This window comes from Micromonospora sp. NPDC048894, from assembly GCF_040649765.1.
GTDB lineage: Bacteria > Actinomycetota > Actinomycetes > Mycobacteriales > Micromonosporaceae > Micromonospora > Micromonospora antibiotica.
Genome location: NZ_JBEZFY010000007.1, coordinates 372,951 through 384,990 on the forward strand (window position 1 = coordinate 372,951; position 12,040 = coordinate 384,990).

Below are 12,040 nucleotides of genomic sequence, written 5' to 3' on the forward strand. Positions count from 1 at the left end.
TCGGCTCGCCCCACCGACCGGGCCGCTCAGCTCGCCTCGCGCCGGCCGGGTGCGGGGGCACGGGGAGCGCGACGCGGGTTCAGGTCGCCGTCGGAGCGGGCGGGGCGAGGCTGAGCAGCAGGGCGGTCGGCGAGGCGTCGACCAGGTCGCCCAGCGGCACCTCGTCGAGGACGGCGAGGAAGGCCGCCTGGGCGCGGCGGAGCTGGACCCGCAGGCGGCAGCCGGCGCGCAGGGCGCAGCCGGACTCCTCGCAGGAGACCACCTCACCCTCCCCCTCGAAGGCGCGTACGACCCGGCCGACGGTGATCCGCTCGGCCCCCTCGGCGAAGGCCACCCCACCGGAGCGGCCCCGCACGGTGACCAGCACGCCCGCGCGCTGCAACCGTTGCACCACCTTGGCCACGTGGCTGCGGGGCAGGTCCAGCCGGTCGGCCAGCTCGTCGACGGTGGTCCGGGTCGACGCTGGGGCGGTGAGCATGGCGATCCGCAGGGCCATGTCGGTCGACCGGTTGAGCTTCACCGCCCGACCCTAACCAGGGCAGTCGGCGGCGGACAGGGGCGGACGGCCGGAACCGCCGCGTCCCCGGACCCGGGACCTTCGGCCCTTAAGAAGACTCTGAGATTCCTGTTTAGGTGTCCTCTGTAGCCGAACAGCAAGGAGGAGCCGTGCTCTCGGAGTCGTCAGCCGCCGTCGTCACCGCCACCCTGCCCGTGGTCCGGGCCCATGCCGACCAGATCACCGGCCGCTTCTACGCCCGGATGTTCACCGCCCACCCGGAACTGCTGAACCTGTTCAACCGGGGAAACCAGGCGACCGGACGTCAGCAGGCGGCCCTGGCCGCCTCCGTCGTCGCGTACGCCGGGCACCTCACCGGTGCCGACACGACGGGGTGGACGGCGATCCTGGACCGGATCGCGCACAAACACGCCTCGCTCGGCATCACCCCCGACCAGTACCCGCTGGTGGGTCGGCACCTGCTGGCCGCCGTCGGCGAGGTGCTCGGCGCGGCGGTCACCCCGCAGGTCGCCGCCGCCTGGGACGAGGTGTACTGGCTGATGGCCTGCGAACTCGTCGCCCGGGAGGCCCGCCTCTACACGGTCTCCGGGTTGGCCGGGGACGGCGCGGTGTGGCGCGACTGGCGGGTCGGCGGGGTGACCCCGGAAGCCACCGACGTCGTCTCGATCGCCCTCGTCCCGGCCGACGGCGGCCCGGTGCCGGGCTTCGTCCCCGGGCAGTACGTCTCGGTCGCGGTGGACCTCGGCGGCGGGCTCGGCCAGCAGATCCGTCAGTACAGCCTCTCCGGCCGCCCCGCCGACGACCACTGGCGGATCACCGTGAAACGGGTCCGGGGCACCGGGGACGCCCCGGACGGTCTGGTCTCCAGCTTCCTGCACGAACGCGTCGCCCCCGGCGACATCCTGCGACTGAGCCCACCCTTCGGTGAGGTCAGCGCGGTCGCCGGGGACGGGCCGCTGCTGCTGGTCAGCGCCGGGATCGGCCTCACCCCGGCGATGTCGGCCCTGGAGCACCTGGCGGCCACCGCACCGGACCGGCCGGTGGTGCTGGCCCACGCCGACCGGGACGCCGCCGCCCACGCCCACCGGGCCGACCTGCTCGCGCTGCACGCCCGGCTGCCCCGGCTGCGCCTGCGGCTCTGGTACGAGCAGGGCACCGCCGGGGACGACACCCCGCCGTTGGTCGCCGAGGTGTCCCCGGGCCTGATCGAGCCGGAACTGATCCCCCTCTCCCCGGACGCGCACGTGCACCTCTGCGGACCGCTGCCGTTCATGAACCAGGTCCGGGGCGACCTGCTGCGCCGGGGCGTACCGGCGGAGCGGATCGGCTACGAGGTGTTCGGCCCGGGGATGCTGCCCGAGCCGAGGTGAACGTTCCTCCCCACCACGGCCGTCCGGCGGACCGCGCCCCGCCCGACCACCGGCGCACGCAGGGCGGTCGGGCCGGTACGGAAAGTTGATGTTTATCGCCTCCGCGCTGGGCAACTGGTTCGGGCATGCAGGGCGGTGCGCGACGTCCGGGCATCGGCTCCTGACCGGCGGCCGGGTGCCCGCCGATCGCCCGGTGCGCGGGACCCGGTGACGACGACCGGGGCCCGGCGTGACCGGGGCCGCCTCGCCGGCGACCGGCCCACGGAGGAGGAAGCATGCGCATCGCGATGGTCTCGGGGCACGCCAGCCCGCTCGCCGCCACCGGACAGCACACCGGTGCGCAGCACCTGCACGTCGCCGAGCAGGCGGCGGCGCTGGCCGCCGAGGGCCACGAGGTGCGGGTCTACACCCGGCGGGACTCCCCCATCCCACCCGACACCGTGTCGACCGACACCGGGTACCAGGTGTGGCACGTGCCGGCCGGCCCCGCCCGGGAGGTGCCGACCGACGAACTCCTGCCGCACCTGGGCGAGTTCGGCCGCTGGTTGGCCGAGCACTGGCAGCACGGCGGCTGGCGGCCGGACGTGGCGCACGCCCACTTCTGGCTGAGCGGCCTGGCCACCCTGCACGCCGGACGCCGTACCAACACCCCGGTGGTGCTGACCTACCACGACCTGGGCAGCGCGCACCGACGCCGCTCGGCCGGCCGGGACCCCGGACCCCGGGGTCGGATCGGCTACGAACGCGCCCTCGGGCGGGCCGCCGACCGGGTCGTCGTCCAGTCGCACGACGAGTTGGGGGAACTGGTCCGCCTCGGGGTGCCCCGGTCGAAGCTGACCCTGGTGCCGGCCGGGGTGGACGAGACGGTGTTCGGGCCGGCGGGGTCGGTCGTTCCCCGCGACCCGGCCCGGCCCCGGCTGCTCACCGTCGGGTCGCTGCGCGAACGCAGCGGCTTCCAGGACGTCATCCGGGCGTTGCCCGCGGTGCCGGGGGCCGAGTGCGTGGTGGTCGGTGGGCCCCCCGCCGACCTGCTGTCGGCCGACCCGGTCGCCCGCCGGTTGACCGCGCTCGCCGAGTCCTGCGGGGTCGCCGACCGGGTCCGACTGGTCGGGTCGGTGCCCCGCGACGAGTTGGCCGCCTGGTACCGCTCCGCCGACCTGCTGGTCGCCGCCCCCTGGTACGAGCCGTTCGGTCGTACCCCGTTGGAGGCGATGGCGTGCGGCGTGCCCGTGGTCGGCACGGAGGTCGGGGGGATCGCGGAGAGCGTCGTCGACGGGTTGACCGGGGACCTGGTGCCGCCGCGCGACCCCCGGGCGCTGGGCGGCACGATCCGCCGGCTGCTCGCCGACCGGGTACGCCGCTTCGCGTACGCCACGGCGGCCCTGGACCGGATCCGCGTCCGCTACTCCTTCCGGCACTGGGCGGAGCAGCTCACCGCCGTCTACGCCTCGGTCAGCGGGGTCGGTCAGGTCGCCACGGCAGCCGCCTGACCGCCTCCGGTCCGACCACCCCCGGGGGCGCCGGGAGCGGTCGGGGCGGAGCACCGACCCGTTATTACCGGCCGGTAGGATGGGTCGGTGAGCGGGGACGTGGCATACACGCAGGAGTTCGTCGACGTCGACGGGGCACGGATCGGCATCCAGGTCTACCCGGAGCCCGTGGGGGCGCCCGGCGGCCCAGCGGTGGTGATCTGGCCGGCGATGGGGGTCCGGGCCCGGTACTACCGCCCGTTCGCCACCGCGCTGCACGACGCCGGCCTGGCCGTGACCGTCGCCGACCTGCGCGGCACCGGCGTCAGCACGCCCCCGCCGTCCCGGGCCTGCCGGTACGGCTACCGCGAGCTGGCCACCGACGTCGGCGCGGTCCTCGACGCGCTGAAGCCCCGGCTGGACGGCCGTCCCACGCTGCTGCTCGGGCACTCCCTCGGCGGGCAGGCCGCCCTGCTGCACCTGGCACTGCACGGCACGGGCCGGGTCGACGGGCTCGCCCTGCTCGCCGTCGGTGTCCCGTACTGGCGCAGCTATCCGGGTCTGCGGCGCTACGGCGTGCTGCCGTACTCCCAGGGGATCTCGGCGGTGGCCGGGGCCCTCGGGGTCTGGCCGGGCTGGGGGTTCGGTGGCCGGCAGGCGCGGGGGGTGATCCGGGACTGGGCACGCACCGCCCGGACCGGCCACTTCCCCACCCTCGACGGGGTGGACGGCGAGGCGGCCGTGGGCCGGTTGTCCCTGCCGGTGCTGGCGGTCAGCGTGGACGACGACCAGTACACCCCGCACCCGGTCGTCGACCACCTCTGCGCCAAGCTCACCGCCGCACCGGTCACCCGGCACCGGTACACGGTGGCCGAGGCGGGGGCTGCGCTGGACCACTTCCGCTGGGTGCGGGCCGGGTTGCCGCTGACCCGGCGGGTCGCCGACTTCGCCGCCGGGCTGCCGCGCCGCTGATCCCCCGCCGGGCCGCGAGCCGGGCGCGTAGCCGCCGCCGGGGCGGGTATGCCGCTGCGCCAGCACACGGTGGAGGGGGATCAGATGTCTGAACGACACACCGCACTACGCTCGATGCACGACCTGGGCCTGGCGGCCTGGTTCGGTGGCTCCCTGATGGGAGCGCTGGGCGTCAACGGAGCGGCGGCACGGATCAGCGACTCGACCCAACGGCTCCCGGTGGCCTCGGCCGGCTGGTCGCGGTGGACCCCGGTCAACGCGGCGGCGATCGGCGCGCACCTGGCCGGCGCGGTGGGCGAACTGGCCACCGAGAGCCCCCGGATGATGGCCCAGTCCGGGGTGGGGCGGATGAGCGCGGTGAAGACGGCGCTGACCGTCAGCGCGCTCGCGGCGACCGGCTACAGCCGGTTGATCGGCATGAAGTTGCAGAACGCCGGCAACACGCCGGTGTCGGGGACCACCGAGCCCAACTACCAGACACCCGCCGAGGTGGCGCACCGGCAGCGGCAGATGAAGGTCCTCCAGTGGACCATTCCGGCACTGACCGGGGCGTTGGTGGTGGTCACGGCGTACATGGGTGAGCAGCAGAAGCCCGGCCAGGTGTTCCGGGGGATGCTCGGTCGCGCCGGTGGGCTGATGGGCGCCCCGATGACGATGGGCCGGTTGGCCGCGACGGGGGCCCGCCGCCGGATGGCGATGGCCAGCTGAGCGTCGGGCCGGGACCGGCCGGTGCGGGGCCCGCCGTCGACAGCACGACGGCGGGCCCCGCACCGGCGGGTCGGCGACCCGACCCGCCCGCCGAACGTGCCGGCCCGGTCGCCCGGCCTGACGGCACGTCGCGTGGTGGACGGCCCGGGACACACCCGAGGGTCGGTGACCGGGGTCAGTGGCCGGCGACGGCCGTCGTGGGGGTCACCCCGAGCAGCTCCGCCAGCCGGGCGGCGTCCCGCTGGGCCTGCCCCGCGCAGCAGTTGTTGAACAGCACGTGCAGCTCCCCGGACCGGGCGGCCAGGTCGGTGAGCAGGTCGGCCCAGCGACGTAGTTCGTCGTCGGCGTAGGCGTACCGGAACCGGTCCTCCTTGCTGCCGTGCGCCCAGTGCGCGCTGTGGCCGTGCATCCGGACCAGCACCGGCTCGGCCGTACCCACCATGATCGGCGGCACCGAGGAGGGGTGCCCCTGCGGCATGTCGACGCAGACCAGGCTGAGGTCGTGGTCACGCAGGAAGGTCACCGTCTCGGCCGCCGCGAGGCCGTCGAACCAGGACCCGTGACGCAGCTCCACCGCGACCCGCCACGGCCGGCACCGGTCGGCCAGCTCGACGATCCGCCGCCGGGCACCCTCCCCCCGCAGCAGCCACGGCGGGAACTGCAACAGCACCGCGCCGAGCCGGTCGGCCGCCGCGAGCGGCTCCAGCGCCGCCCGGAACCGGTCCCACAACGCGTCGTACGTCGCCTCGGGCAGGTCCCGGCGGCGGACCCGGGACGGCCCGGTGGCCGGTCGCAGGTCCCTCGGTAGCACCTGCACCGGGGTCGGGTGTCCGGTGAAGAGGCTGAACGCCTTGACGTCGAAGGTGAAACCGGGTGGTGTGGCCGCCGCCCAGCCGCTGGTGGTCTCCGGCACCGGGACGGCGTAGTACGAGGTGTCCACCTCGACCAGTCCGAACTGCCCGGCGTACCAGCCCAGCCGCTGGGCCGGGGTACGCGCCGCCCGGGGATACCAGCCGGAGCGCAGCAGCGTCTGATCCGCCCAGGACGAGGTGCCCACCCTGATCGTTCCCATGTGGTCCAGTGGACCGCCCGCCGACCGGATCGGCAACCGCTGGGTTCCGCCGCGTGGCCGCCCGTCGACCGCCCGGTGGTGGTGACGCCGCGGGGTGGCGGCCGGAAAGTGTCGGAGGGTGGCCCTAGGGTCACCTCGACGACATCGACCACGGAGGGTGACGGGGATGACCACTTCGGAGCGGGTGCTCACCGGTGAACGGGCCGACCTGTTGCAGGCTGTCGGCATGCACCGCGGCTTCCTGCGGCACACCGTGCGCGGGCTGACCGACGCGCAGGCGGCGACCCGCAGCACCGCCAGCGAGTTGTGCCTGGGCGGCCTGATCAAGCACGTGACCATGGTGGAGGACCGGTGGGCACGGTTCATGGTCGGCGGGGCCGAGGCGATGGAGAGCGAGCCGGTCGACTGGGTCGGCATGTTCCAGATGACCGACGACGACACCCTGGTCGATCTGCTCGCCCGGTACGCCGCGACGGCGGCCCGCACCGACGAGCTGATCACCACCCTCGACCTGGACGCGAGCCATCCACTGCCGGTGGCGCCCTGGTTCGAGCCGGGTGCCGCCTGGTCGGTGCGGCGCACCCTGCTGCACGTGATCGGGGAGACCGCCCAGCACGCCGGGCACGCCGACATCATCCGGGAGTCGATCGACGGCGCCAAGACGATGGGCTGAGCCTGGCGCGGGCGGGCCCGTCGTCGCCGTCCGGTGCCGTGTGACGGGGGCCACCTGCGCCCCGCCCGATGTGACGCCCCGCACCGGGGTGGCGCTGAGCGACACGAGATGACCGGACACCGCCTCGATCAGGAAACCGCTGAGCGGCTGCTCAGCGGGCCGGGCGATGGGCCGGTGCCGGGCCACGCGCCGCTCGTGGCGCTGCTGATCGCGATCCGCGCCGCTGCGAACCCGGCTGAGCTGCGCGGGGAGCCGGCGGCGATGTCCGCTTACCGGGCCGCCCGGGCCGGCATGTCGCGGTCGGCACCGCCCGGCCCCACCTCCGCAGACCCGTCCGACCAGCAGAGCGGGTAGTCAACCGCCTGGTTGGCGGGGACGACCCGCCAACCAGGCGGACAAAGCGAGTAGTCAGCCGCGCGGTCGGCGGGACGACCCGCCAGCCAGCGGACAACCGGCAGCCGAACGCGACAACCGGGCAACCGGCCGGGACGACCTCGCAACCTGGCAGCCGGACGGACCAATCGGGCAACCTGGCAGCCGGCCGGACAACCGGGCAGGACTGGGACGACCGGGCAGACGGCCCGGTGGCACCGCTGGCGACCAGGGACGGGGCACGGCCGCCAGCGGTGCCACCGGCTGGTAGCTTGCGCCGATGAATCTGCGGCGTCGACGCCTGGCGGTGGCCTTCCGGCTGGCGATCGTGATCAGTGTGCTCGCCGGGATCGTGCTCACCGCCCTCGGCCCCGCCACCGTCACCGGTCTGCTGCCGTACTTCACCATCCAGAGCAACCTGGCGGTCGGGCTGTTCGCCGGGTACGCCGCCTGGCGGGCCGGGCAGTCCCGACCCGAACCGCCCTCCGCGCTCAAGGGCGCGGTGACCCTCTACATCACCATCACCGGCGTGGTCTACCACCTGGTGCTGGCCAACCCGGCCAGCCCGTTCGCGATGGCCCAGCCGGACCGGGGACCCGCCGAGGCGGTGGGCAACCAGTTCCTGCACACCGTCGTGCCGTTGCTCGCCCTCGCCGACTGGACGCTGTTCGACGAACGTGGCCGGCTGCGCCTGCGGTACGCCGCCTGGTGGCTGACCTTCCCGCTGGCGTACCTGGGTTTCGCCCTGGTACGCGGGCTGATCGTGCACCGCTACCCGTACCCGTTCGTCGACGCCGGACAACTCGGCTACGCCGGTGTCACGGTCAGCGCGGTCTTCTTCGCCGTCGCCTTCTGGCTGCTCGGCCTGCTCTTCGTCGGCGTCGACCGGGCCCTGGCCCGGTGGGGCGCGACCCCGCCGCCCGACCGGGACGCCCTGACACCCGACCGGGACGCCCTGACACCCGACCGGGGCGCCCCGGCGGAACCGACACCACCGCCACCGGTCGGGCGGTCAGCGTAGCCGGGGGCGACGGCCCCGTGGGGCCTCCTCGTCGTGGTGGTAACGGCGCGGGCCGGCCCGGATCAGGGAGTTGTCCGACGGCCACACGGCACCCAGATGCGCCCCCACCGGATGAGGTCGGCGCACCCGGAGCGGGTGGGACCGGCTCAGGGGCGGAGCAGACCCCGCAGGTAGGCGGCCTGGCCGACGTGCTGGAGAGCGTCGGCGACGATGCTGACCAGCCGGACCCCGAGGGTCACCGGCGGGTCCCAGCTCTCGTCGACCACCCGGTCCAGGTCCGTCGGGCGCAGGCCGGCCAGGAACGTGCGGGTCCGCTCCGCCACCGCCCGGTGGTAGTCGACGAGCACCTGGGCGCTTTCCGGTCGGACCGCCGCGACCTGCTCCGCGGTGTGGCCGTAGCCGATGTCGGCGGGGTCGGCGGGAAGTCCGAACCGGGCCGCCCGGTCACCGGCGATCCAGAGTTGGTCGACGCCCAGCAGCTCGGCGATCTGCTGGTCCTGGATCCGGGTGAGGTGCCAGACCAGCCAGCCGACCGGGTTGGCCCCGGGGCGGGGAGCCCGGCGCAGCTCGTCGGGGCCGAGCCCGTCCACAGCGGCGTCCACCAGGTCGGGCAGTTGGTCGTAGGTCTCGGTCAGCAGGTCGTCGACGTTCACCGGTGCCTCCTCCGCGCTGGGCGTACACCCGACCCGGATACCGCTGACGGACCCCGACAAACCGCCTCGGCGGGCCCGTGTGGGCGCGGGGGCGGCTCAGGCGGGGCGTTCGGGCCGGGTGATGGCCCAACTGCGGCCGTCCGGGTCGCGTAGCAGCACCTCACGGGGGGTGCCGTTGGCGGCACTGACCTGCGCGCCGACCGCGACGGCGCGGCGCAGCACGGCATCGGGGTCGGTGGACTCCACGGTCAGCACCGGCAGCCGGGGGGTCGTCGCGGGCAGGTCGGCCCACTCGCTGACGGTGAACCGGTGACCGGCCACGACGAGGTCGGCGGTGAGCACCCGCCCGTCGGCGAGGCACTCCCGTGGGTGCGGGACCGCGCCGAAGACGTGGGCGTAGAACGCGATGGCGTCGGACGCGTCGGTGACCATGAGGTACGGCGCGGCTGGTGGGTGCTCGGAAGTCATGACGTCGGTGCCGCCTTCCCCGTCGACCGGCGACGGATCCGTCTGGATCGACCGTAGGTGGCGCGGCTGGCGCACCGGCACCCTTAACCGACCCCTGAACCGTGCCGGCCGCCGGTGGTGCCCGGCGGCGGGGTCGACGCGCCGACACCCCGGCGGTCGGGGGTGGTGACGGGCCGGCCGCCGCACTAGCGTCGGCGGCACGGGGCCGCACCGCGCCCTGCCGAACTGCCGGAGAGGGCGGGACCGTGTCGCTGCTGGCCGCGATGTCATCGTCGATGGACGACCACCCGGACCTGGTGCGGGTGGATGACCGGGTGCTGTCCCGGTCCCGGTTGCAGGGGCTGGCCACCGCGGTCGCCGACGACCTGCGCGGCCTGGACCGGGTGGCGGTCGAGGCCACCCCGACGATGGAGACCGTGGTGGGGGTGGTGGGCGCGCTGCGGGCCGGTGCGGCGGTGGTGCCCGTGCCGCCGGACGCGGGACCCCGGGAGCGGGAGCACATCCTGCGCGATTCGGCGGCCCAGGCCCTGCTCGCGCCGGTGGGCGCGGCGGTCGACGGTTCCCCGGGGGCCGGTGCCGGGTTGCCGGTCGTCCCGGTCGACCTGCGCCGGGAGTCGGCGGGTACGCATCCGGAGCCCGCCCCGGAGCGGACCGCCCTGATCCTCTACACCAGCGGGACGACCGGTGCGCCGAAGGGCGCGCTGCTCTCCCGGGCCGCCATCGCCACCTGCCTGGACGGGCTGGCCGACGCCTGGGCGTGGACGCCGGACGACCTGCTGGTGCACGGGCTGCCGCTGTTCCACGTGCACGGGCTGGTACTCGGGGTGCTCGGGCCGTTGCGGATCGGCGGCCGGTTGCACCACGTCGGCCGGCCACGCCCCGAGCGGTACGCGGCGGCCGGTGGGACGCTGTGTTTCGGCGTACCGACGATCTGGGGGCGGATCGCCGCGGCACCGGCCGCCGCGCGGGCGTTGCGCCGCGCGCGGCTGCTGGTGTCGGGCAGCGCGGCGCTACCCACGGCGGTCTTCGACGGCCTCGCCGGGTTGACCGGGCACCGGGTCGTCGAGCGGTACGGCATGACGGAGACCCTGATCACGGTGAGCGCCCGGGCCGACGGGCCGCGCCGGCCGGGTGCGGTCGGGGTGCCGCTGCCCGGGGTACGCACCCGGATCGTCGACGAGCAGGGCCACGACCTGCCGAGCGACGGTACGGCGATGGGTGAGCTGCTGGTCGCCGGCCCGACCCTGTTCGACGGCTACCTGAACCGGCCGGACGCCGACGCGGCGAGCCGTACCGCCGACGGCTGGTTCCGCACCGGTGACGTCGCCACCGTCGGCCCCGACGGCTGGCACCGCATCGTCGGGCGGGCGAGCACCGACCTGATCAAGAGCGGCGGGTACCGGATCGGGGCGGGTGAGGTGGAGGAGGCGCTGCTGGCCCACCCGGGGGTACGCGAGGCTGCGGTGGTGGGCCTGCCGCACCCGGATCTGGGGCAGCAGGTCACCGCGTACGTGGTCGGCGACGGGGTGACCGGGCCGGAGCTGGTGGACTTCGTCGCCCGGCAACTGTCGGTGCACAAGCGGCCCCGGGAGGTCCGGCTGGTCGACGCCCTGCCCCGCAACGCGCTGGGCAAGGTGCAGAAGAAGCGCCTGCTGGACGGCTGAGGCGTCAGACCTGGATGGGTGCCGGCAGCACCCGCCGCAGCCACGAGTCGGGGCGGGGGCGGGGGCGCCACTCCCGGGGGTAGCCGACGGAGACCTCCTCGAACCGCACCCCGTCGTGCCAGGTCACCCGAGGGATGTGCAGGTGTCCGTAGATCACCGTCCGGGCGTGGAACCGGCGGTGCCAGTCGGCGGTGAGTTCGGTGCCGCACCACTGGGCGAACTCGGGGTAGCGCAGGATGTCGGTGGGCATCCGGACCAGCGGGTAGTGGTTGACCAGGACCTTCGGTACGGTCGGGTCGCAGCCGGCGAGCCGGGTCTCGGTCAGCGCCACCCGGGCCCGGCACCAGGCGTCCCGGCTCGGGTGCGGATCGGGGTGCAGGAACACCTCGTCGGCGCAGACCACCCCGGCGGCGTGGGCGCGGGCCAGCGCCTGTTCCTTACTGGTGACGCCCGGTTCGCGGAACGAGTAGTCGTAACCGACGAACAGCGGTGCCACCAGCAGCGGGCCGTCGGCTCCGGTCCACATCGGGTACTCGTCCTCCGGGGTGCTCACGCCCAGGCTCCGGCAGTGCCGCACGATGGCCTGGTAGCGCTCCTCCCCGCGCAGCCGGACAGGGTCCTGGGAGTGGGTCCACAGCTCGTGGTTTCCGGGGGCCCAGATGACCTTGCCGAACCGTTCGCTGAGCAGCGTCAGCGCCCAGGTGACGTCGGCGAAGAGTTCGGCGACGTCACCGGCGACGATCAGCCAGTCGCCGGCCGCGCGGGGCCAGAGGCTCTCCACGATCTTCCGGTTCTCCGGGTACGCCACGTGCAGGTCACTGACGGCGTAGATGCCGGCGTTCATCGGTGTGGTCCCCTCGTTCATCCAGTGCTGCGGGTGCGCGGCTCGACGCCGCTGCCGGCTCGGTGCGGTACGGCGTCGGGTCGGCCTCGGCGGGTGGCGGCCGGTGAGGTTCCGGCCCGTGGTCGCGCAGCTATGCCGCCGGGATCGTCCAGGTGTCGCCGGTGTGGAGGAGGTTGGTGAGTTGTTGTTCGGGGGTGTCGGTGGTGGTGTTTTTGGCGGTGGTGATTTGGTGTTGGA

At 74.6% G+C, this 12,040-nt stretch carries 13 protein-coding genes; 8 read left to right on the forward strand and 5 right to left on the reverse strand.

Annotated features, from left to right (window positions below):
* Positions 1 to 79: 79 nt before the first annotated feature.
* Complete coding sequence (locus AB0C22_RS18550) at positions 80 to 520, reverse strand: Rrf2 family transcriptional regulator (RefSeq protein WP_219469197.1); 441 nt, start codon at positions 518 to 520, stop codon at positions 80 to 82.
* A gap of 113 nt (positions 521 to 633) precedes the next feature.
* Between AB0C22_RS18550 and AB0C22_RS18555 the strand changes: the two genes are divergently transcribed.
* The 4 genes from AB0C22_RS18555 to AB0C22_RS18570 all read left to right on the forward strand — a co-directional run bounded on the left by AB0C22_RS18555 (position 634) and on the right by AB0C22_RS18570 (position 5,036).
* Positions 634 to 1,887: a globin domain-containing protein gene (locus tag AB0C22_RS18555; protein WP_357536089.1), complete on the forward strand. Its 1,254-nt coding sequence runs from the start codon at positions 634 to 636 to the stop codon at positions 1,885 to 1,887.
* Positions 1,888 to 2,162: 275 nt separating this feature from the next.
* Positions 2,163 to 3,377, forward strand: coding sequence for a glycosyltransferase (locus AB0C22_RS18560; protein WP_357536091.1), 1,215 nt, complete (start codon positions 2,163 to 2,165; stop codon positions 3,375 to 3,377).
* 87 nt (positions 3,378 to 3,464) lie between these two features.
* The gene (locus AB0C22_RS18565; RefSeq protein WP_357536093.1) at positions 3,465 to 4,328 is read left to right on the forward strand and encodes an alpha/beta fold hydrolase; all 864 of its coding nucleotides are present in this window, start codon (positions 3,465 to 3,467) and stop codon (positions 4,326 to 4,328) included.
* A gap of 84 nt (positions 4,329 to 4,412) precedes the next feature.
* Positions 4,413 to 5,036 (forward strand): hypothetical protein, encoded by a 624-nt coding sequence (locus AB0C22_RS18570; RefSeq protein WP_357536095.1) that lies wholly within the window; start codon positions 4,413 to 4,415, stop codon positions 5,034 to 5,036.
* A 175-nt stretch (positions 5,037 to 5,211) separates the two neighbouring features.
* Here AB0C22_RS18570 and AB0C22_RS18575 read toward each other — a convergent pair whose 3' ends face one another.
* A complete protein-coding gene (locus AB0C22_RS18575; protein WP_219469180.1) occupies positions 5,212 to 6,108 on the reverse strand; it encodes a DUF72 domain-containing protein in 897 nt (298 codons plus the stop codon).
* A gap of 166 nt (positions 6,109 to 6,274) precedes the next feature.
* Between AB0C22_RS18575 and AB0C22_RS18580 the strand changes: the two genes are divergently transcribed.
* From AB0C22_RS18580 to AB0C22_RS18590, 3 genes are all read left to right on the forward strand, one after another.
* A complete protein-coding gene (locus AB0C22_RS18580; protein WP_357536097.1) occupies positions 6,275 to 6,781 on the forward strand; it encodes a DinB family protein in 507 nt (168 codons plus the stop codon).
* A gap of 108 nt (positions 6,782 to 6,889) precedes the next feature.
* On the forward strand, positions 6,890 to 7,135 hold the full coding sequence (locus AB0C22_RS18585) for a hypothetical protein (protein ID WP_357536099.1): 246 nt from the start codon (positions 6,890 to 6,892) through the stop codon (positions 7,133 to 7,135).
* Between the two features lie 298 nt (positions 7,136 to 7,433).
* Positions 7,434 to 8,174: a Pr6Pr family membrane protein gene (locus tag AB0C22_RS18590; RefSeq protein WP_357536101.1), complete on the forward strand. Its 741-nt coding sequence runs from the start codon at positions 7,434 to 7,436 to the stop codon at positions 8,172 to 8,174.
* Between the two features lie 146 nt (positions 8,175 to 8,320).
* Here the strand turns inward: AB0C22_RS18590 and AB0C22_RS18595 are convergent, their stop codons facing one another.
* Both AB0C22_RS18595 and AB0C22_RS18600 read right to left on the reverse strand, forming a co-directional pair.
* Complete coding sequence (locus tag AB0C22_RS18595) at positions 8,321 to 8,827, reverse strand: DUF664 domain-containing protein (protein WP_357536103.1); 507 nt, start codon at positions 8,825 to 8,827, stop codon at positions 8,321 to 8,323.
* Between the two features lie 96 nt (positions 8,828 to 8,923).
* Entirely contained in the window at positions 8,924 to 9,295 is a 372-nt protein-coding gene (locus AB0C22_RS18600; RefSeq protein ID WP_219469166.1) for a VOC family protein, read from the reverse strand.
* A gap of 245 nt (positions 9,296 to 9,540) precedes the next feature.
* Between AB0C22_RS18600 and AB0C22_RS18605 the strand changes: the two genes are divergently transcribed.
* Positions 9,541 to 10,959, forward strand: coding sequence for an acyl-CoA synthetase (locus AB0C22_RS18605; protein WP_357536105.1), 1,419 nt, complete (start codon positions 9,541 to 9,543; stop codon positions 10,957 to 10,959).
* A 4-nt stretch (positions 10,960 to 10,963) separates the two neighbouring features.
* On the opposite strand, the gene AB0C22_RS18610 is transcribed toward AB0C22_RS18605, so the two are convergent.
* Entirely contained in the window at positions 10,964 to 11,803 is an 840-nt protein-coding gene (locus AB0C22_RS18610; protein WP_219469160.1) for a metallophosphoesterase, read from the reverse strand.
* Positions 11,804 to 12,040: the final 237 nt, after the last annotated feature.

What these genes read in the sequence shown, in the direction of transcription:
- AB0C22_RS18590 (WP_357536101.1), top strand. Translation starts at nt 7,434, where the DNA reads ATGAATCTGCGGCGTCGACGCCTGGCGGTGGCCTTCCGGCTGGCGATC.
- AB0C22_RS18575 (WP_219469180.1), bottom strand. Translation starts at nt 6,108, where the DNA reads ATGGGAACGATCAGGGTGGGCACCTCGTCCTGGGCGGATCAGACGCTG.
- AB0C22_RS18570 (WP_357536095.1), top strand. Translation starts at nt 4,413, where the DNA reads ATGTCTGAACGACACACCGCACTACGCTCGATGCACGACCTGGGCCTG.
- AB0C22_RS18580 (WP_357536097.1), top strand. Translation starts at nt 6,275, where the DNA reads ATGACCACTTCGGAGCGGGTGCTCACCGGTGAACGGGCCGACCTGTTG.
- AB0C22_RS18585 (WP_357536099.1), top strand. Translation starts at nt 6,890, where the DNA reads ATGACCGGACACCGCCTCGATCAGGAAACCGCTGAGCGGCTGCTCAGC.
- AB0C22_RS18560 (WP_357536091.1), top strand. Translation starts at nt 2,163, where the DNA reads ATGCGCATCGCGATGGTCTCGGGGCACGCCAGCCCGCTCGCCGCCACC.
- AB0C22_RS18610 (WP_219469160.1), bottom strand. Translation starts at nt 11,803, where the DNA reads ATGAACGCCGGCATCTACGCCGTCAGTGACCTGCACGTGGCGTACCCG.
- AB0C22_RS18600 (WP_219469166.1), bottom strand. Translation starts at nt 9,295, where the DNA reads ATGACTTCCGAGCACCCACCAGCCGCGCCGTACCTCATGGTCACCGAC.